The following is a 6,527-nucleotide window of genomic DNA, read 5'->3' as shown; positions in this document are numbered from 1 at the left end:
CCTCCAACTGCATCATAGCTATAAGTTGCAACAGCTGTTCCATCATGAGGGGCTACTGGAGCTCCACAAGCATCTGCAGTTCCTTGCCAAGCTTCAAGCCAAGTATCAGCTCCAAGAACATTGCTAAACGATCCGTCTGAATTGAAAACATAAGTGTCATCAAAGAAACAAGCTCTATCAATAACTGCTTGTTCATCGCTTGTCCACCAATCTCCATTACCATAAGATGGCCCTACTTTTAAAGCTCCTGCTTCAGGTGCTATTTTCCAAGTTCCATCTAAAACAGATGATGTTACTGATGGCTCTTTCCAAAAATACATATTATCTAAAAATACGGTACCTACAGGGGAAGCAGCAATAACCATTTGATTAATATCAGAAAAAGGAATACCTTCAAAATCTGTTAAAGGAATATCAAAACTTACCCATTTTCCTTCTTCAGTTATAGTATTTTCGATCTCAAATTCAATATTATCAGAACCATTGTTCCATCCTGTTCCGTTAAAATCAACGAACTTAGTTTTTAATGTTGTTACATTTGTACTCCATACATCAAAATGGAAATATTCCATTGCAGAAGCATCAATTGGTGCAGATTCTGTAATAATTCCTGCATAATTTAATTCTCTGTAAACTAAAGTTTGATTTTCTTCTATTGCGATTTCCTCTTGTAAAGTTAATGCTGACCAATCTGTAACAAACATATCAACAGTAGCTGGAGTATAAACATCACTAAACAATGAAATTACATCAGCTTCTAATTTATTAGGTGTAGGTGCTGCGGTAAGTGGCTGTAAAATTTCTGTTACCTCAAAATCTACTGTATATTCTGTTGTTTCAATTGCACCACCTTTTGCTACTACTCTAATAGTATAAGTTCCTGATTCTTGATATAAATATGAAGCTACTTCACCAATATTAGCGGTTATAGGCTCATCGTTTCCTTCTTCTCCAAAATACACATCAAATGATGCTGCATAATCAGCAGTTGCCGTTACATTTATTTGTTTAGAGATTGCTGCATCATTTTCAATAGTTACTATTAAATTTTCAGGAGCTTTAAATGAAACCACTAATGGTTGTGTTAACTCACTTTCTAAGCCTGTAATTCCTGTAGCTACAACTTTAAGATTATAATTACCTTCAGCATATATATGCTGAATATTTTCACCCTGCTTTACGTTTATAGCTTCAGCAGTTTCATCTCCTAATATTATTGCATAAGAGACTGCTCCCTCACTATTAGGAGTTATTGTTACTAACCCTGTATTATCTGGAGTTACGTCTAAAAGTACTATTAAATTTGTTGGAGCTACGGCAGTAGATACAAAATCTAAATTACCTAACTCATCTTCAGAACAACTTATTACAGCTGCAACAAATAATAGTATACTTAAGAAATATTTAAATGTTTTCATATGTATTGTTTATTTTTTAATAATTCTGATTTTGGATCCAATTACCACCTGAAAATTGAATTTCTTCTAATGGAATAGGGAATACCTCATTTTTGTTAACTATAAAACCATCAATTTCTTGAGCGGCTCTTCCAGTTCTAACTAAATCGAAGAAACGAAGGCCTTCACCCGCAAACTCAACTCTTCTTTCTGCTAAAATTGCATTGTATAAGTTTGAACCTGTAAAAGTTATTCTATGATTTTGATCTCCAAAAGCTCTGTCTCTTACTTCATTTAAGTAAAGTGCAGCTTTTGCATCATTTCCAGATTTACTGTAAGCTTCTGCAGCCATTAATAACACATCAGCATAACGAATTGCTCTATAGTTATTTGGATTCGTTAATTTTAAATCTGCAGCAGCATTTTCACTTCTTTTTCTAGGAATGTATTTTCTATTAAAATAACCTGTATGCTCATTTTGTATTGTATAAGTTACTTCAGGATGTTCAACTATCCAAGCATCTATATCTAGAATTGTTACCTCTTTTCTTAAATCGTCAGCTTCAAAAGCATCCACTATTTTTTGAGTAGGTAGGTTAAAATTGTTCCCTGCTGTAAAGAAAGGGCCATCGTATGAATTTGGACCTGCAAAACCAACAGCCACATTACCTTCAATAGCTTGCATATAGCCATAACTTCCACCTTCAACATCTGTATATTGAATTTCGAAAACAGATTCAACACCATTTTCTCCTGCCATTTCAAAAATTTCATCAAAATCTTCAACTAAAGAATACCCTTCACTATCAATAACATCTTGTAATTTAGCAGCTGCTAAACCATATTTCTCTATTTGATTGCTATATGATGCTTCATATAAATAAGCTTTCCCTAGTAATGCCAATGCAGCACCTCTTGTAGCTCTTCCCGTTTGCGATGGTATTGAGTTTAAATTCTCTGATGCGAAAATTAAATCCTCATAAATTGCAGCGTATACATCCTCAACAGGTGAACGCGGTATTGATGTTTCATCTCCGGGAGTAAATCTTAAATCTCCTTTCATTGGAATAGGTCCAAACCATTTTACCAATTCAAAATGGTAATAAGCTCTAAGAAAACGAGCTTCTGCTATAATTTGATCTTTTCCTTCAAACTCTATATTATCTTTAAATTCAAGGATATAATTGCTTCTTTGAACACCAGCAAACATCCAATCCCATAATTTTTTAACTTCTGTATTTACAGGTGTATGAATCATATCATCAACTTGTTGATAACCTGGAACATCCGTTGGGCTATTTCCACCACACAAAGTATTGTCTGATGCAAACTCTCCCATTAAAACATTTACAAAAGTTGTTTGTAAAAGGTCATAAGCTCCAATTAATGCACTTTCGTATTCTGATTGAGAATTAAAATAATTCTCAGAATCAATAGAATATTCAACTGGACGTTCAACAAAATCATCGGTACAAGAAATTGTCAGTGCCGAAAATGCTGCTACTACTATTATAGTTATATAAATATATTTTTTCATCTTAATAAATTTAAAAATTAATGTTTAAACCTATCATATAGGTTCTTGGAATTGGGTAAAAACCATCATCTATTCCACCGCCAATAGGGTTACCACTTGAAGCTCCAGGGTCAAAACCTTTATATTTAGTAAATGTATATAGGTTATTTGCACTTGCATATATTCTTAATTTACCAATACCATTTCTTTCCAAAACTTCAGAATTAATAGAATACCCTAATTGTATGTTTTGAATTCTTATATAAGAAGCATCTTCAACAAAATACGTTGATAAAACATTGTTAGTTGATGCTGCAGTTGTTACTCTAGGTGAACTGTTACTTGTTCCTTCTCCGGTCCATCTGTCTAGCGTATAATTTAAATTATTGGCATCAATAGCAATACTTTCATAATTACGTATCATATCATTTCCAACAGAAGCAAAAGTGTACATAGAAAAATCTAATGCTTTGTAATTAAACTGTAAATTAAGCCCCATAGTCGCATCTGGAATTGGGTCTCCAATATTAGTTCTGTCATTTACATCAATAATATCATCATTATTGATATCAACATAACGAAAATCACCAGGTGCTGATTGAGCTCCTAAATCTGATTGTGAAGGGTGTGCACCAATCTCAGCCTGATTTTGGAAAATTCCATCAGTTTGATATCCGTAGAAATAACCTATTGGTTGTCCAACTTCCATTCTAGATGGTGCTGGTTGTCCAATACTAAATACGCCGCCTTCAATAAATTCAGTTCCATTAATTTCTGTTACTTCATTTTTAAGGAATGTTATATTATAACCAACACTCATTGAGAAGTCATCAGAAAAATTATTTTTATAATCTACTGAAAATTCAAATCCTGAGTTTTTAACTGTCCCTGCATTAATAGTTGGAGAAGAAGCTCCTGGTGCCGCAGATCCAAGTATTCCTGAGGTTGGAATTGATGGTATTAACAAATCTGCTCTAGTATCAATAAAATAATCTGCAACAACATTTACTTTGTTATCTAATAATTTCATGTCTAACCCAACGTCAAATTTTCTTGCTTCCTCCCATTTCAAATCTGGGTTAGGAATTTGCCCTGTTGCTACTCCATTTGTTAATTCCCCATCAAAAACATAAGTAGCTTCACCTGATAGTTGTGAGATATAGCCATTGGTTGGAATTCTATCATTACCCAAAGTACCATAACTAGCTCTCAATTTCATAAAATTAAGCACATTAGACTCTTCGAAGAAAGTTTCATCAGATAAAATCCAACCGGCAGTAAATGAAGGGAAATAACCTACTTTATTTCCTGGTCCAAATTTTGTGGAAGCATCTCTTCTTATCATAGCAGATAGCAAATATTTTCCTTTAAAATCATATTGCAATCTACCAAAGTATGAAAGTTTTCTTTCATCATAACTATAAGAACCTACAGGGATTACTCCTGGAGCTGGAGCTCCATTTGCTAATGAAATATCAGCATTACTCCAAGTATTATTTGGTATATCATAACCTGTTGCGAATAATCCATTACCCCACTCTTTAAAAATAGTATTTCCTAAAGTACCAACAATTTTGTGTTCATTAATTTCTTTTGTATACGTTGCATAAATATCAAAAGAATAATTATTATCGTTCACAGCATTTTGAGCAACTGAACTTCTAGTTACATCAAAAACTTTTCCTCCATAATTAACAATTTTAGAAAAACTTTTACCTTCACTATTTGAAGTGTTAAATCCAATTGAACTTGATAAAACTAGACCTTCCATTACATTGTAATCTAAACCGAAGTTCCCACTTAATTTTTTAAAATTATAATCGTTATAAGTGTTTGCAATTTGAGCTAAAGGGTTTATCATTTCATTTCCTAATCTCCCTAATGGGAATATTGTAAAATCTCCATTCTCGTTATAAGGACTTAATGTAGATGGACTATTAACTGCATTTAAAAGTACAGATGCATTACCACCTTCTGGTAATGTTTTTCTATTAAAATAGGTATATATTACATTTGATTTCAATTTCAAATCATCAGAAAGTTCAGCTCCTAAAGAAATTCTTGCTGTATTTCTTAAAAAACCAGATTTATTTCCACCTATAATACCTTCTTGATCTAAATGTGAACCACTTACAGCATACGTAATTTTTTCAGATCCACCAGACATAGACAAATCATGACTTATAATTGGAACTCCTGTCCCAAAAACCTCATCTTGCCAATCTGTACCTCTTCCAATTCCAGATAAATTTGGATAAGGAATCGGATCTCCACCACTTACATAAGCTTCATTTAATAAAGCTGCATATTCCGTAGCATTTAAAACATTTATTTTTTTGGAAGTCTCTTGAAAACCATAATAAGTATTATACGAGATTTTTGGTTTCGCATTTTTCTTACCCATTTTTGTTGTGATTAGAATTACCCCATTTGCAGCTGTAGAACCATAAATTGCAGCTTGTGCATCCTTTAATACAGTAATCGTCTCAACATCATTTGGATTTAACAAACTTAGATCTCCAACATACCCATCAATAATAGTAAGAGGTTTATTATCACCATTGGTAGCAATACCTCTAATACGAATGTTAATATCTGCTCCTGGAGCACCTGAGGTAGTTGTTACATTTACACCCGAAACTGTACCTTGTAAGGCTTGTTCCATTTTAACAGGTTTCAAATTCTCTAATGTTTTAGAGCTAACTACAGATACAGCTCCTGTTACTTCTCTTTTTTTCTGAGTACCATACCCAACAACTACGACTTCGTCTAAGCTTTGAGTATCTTCAACAAGAACAACGTTCAAAGTCTCTGAACTGTTAATAATAACTTCTTGCGTTATAAATCCTAGATAGGAAAATAATAACGTTTCTCCTTTTAGGACATCGGAAATAATAAAATTACCATCGAAATCTGAAGAAGCTCCTTTAGCTGTATTTTTAACAACTATAGAAACACCTGGTAAAGGGTTTCCTCCTGAATCTGAAACAGTACCTTTAATTTCATAGGTTTGTCCTGTGGCTATTAACCCCATCAAACCAACAAAAATTGATAAAATAATTGACTTCATAAATATTTGAATTAAGTTTAGGTTAAAATTACATTAACAAATCTCTAAATTAAATTTATCAACCTCTATAAAAATCATACAAATAAAATATTTCTTATAAAAATGGCTTAAATTATTTTTTAAAAGAGCTTATAATCCCTTTACATAATTAACATTTTTAACAATTACTAGCATACAAATAATAATTAAAAAACCACAACTACAACCTTATAGTTTTGCCAATGTTGTGGTGATGTTGTAGTAAATATTTGTTTTGTAGGGTGTCTAAATAATCTTATAAAAAAATTATTTAGTCTTTTATGGAATAAAGTAGCGATTCCAATATGATTGATTACCTAAAAAGGTGCTATGTAAATATAGATATGTTCTCTTTAATTAGAAAGTAAGATGTAACTAGAAAATAGAAAATTTTAAAAAACAAGCTTGTGAAGGTATTTAAATAAAAAAGATATAGATTTTTAACATTTAAACTCTATGATTTTTTATTGTACTAGTAAATGATATAGGCATAATTTCAAGAAAATCGTTTATATTTTTGGAACAA

General features: G+C 32.1%; 3 protein-coding genes. All 3 read right to left on the bottom strand.

Annotated features, from left to right (window positions below; translation table 11 throughout):
• On the bottom strand, positions 1-1,418 hold a 1,418-nt coding region (locus GQ540_RS09235; RefSeq protein ID WP_291800309.1), incomplete at its 3' end, for a hypothetical protein.
• A 16-nt stretch (positions 1,419-1,434) separates the two neighbouring features.
• The gene (locus GQ540_RS09230; RefSeq protein ID WP_291800307.1) at positions 1,435-2,934 is read right to left on the bottom strand and encodes a RagB/SusD family nutrient uptake outer membrane protein; all 1,500 of its coding nucleotides are present in this window, start codon (positions 2,932-2,934) and stop codon (positions 1,435-1,437) included.
• 10 nt (positions 2,935-2,944) lie between these two features.
• Positions 2,945-5,983: a TonB-dependent receptor gene (locus GQ540_RS09225; protein ID WP_291800305.1), complete on the bottom strand. Its 3,039-nt coding sequence runs from the start codon at positions 5,981-5,983 to the stop codon at positions 2,945-2,947.
• Between the last annotated feature and the right edge of the window lie 544 nt (positions 5,984-6,527).

Source organism: Lutibacter sp., assembly GCF_013139515.1.
Taxonomy (GTDB): domain Bacteria; phylum Bacteroidota; class Bacteroidia; order Flavobacteriales; family Flavobacteriaceae; genus Lutibacter.
Note: the sequence above shows the minus strand (reverse complement) of the source record. Positions and strands in the feature narration are given on the sequence as shown.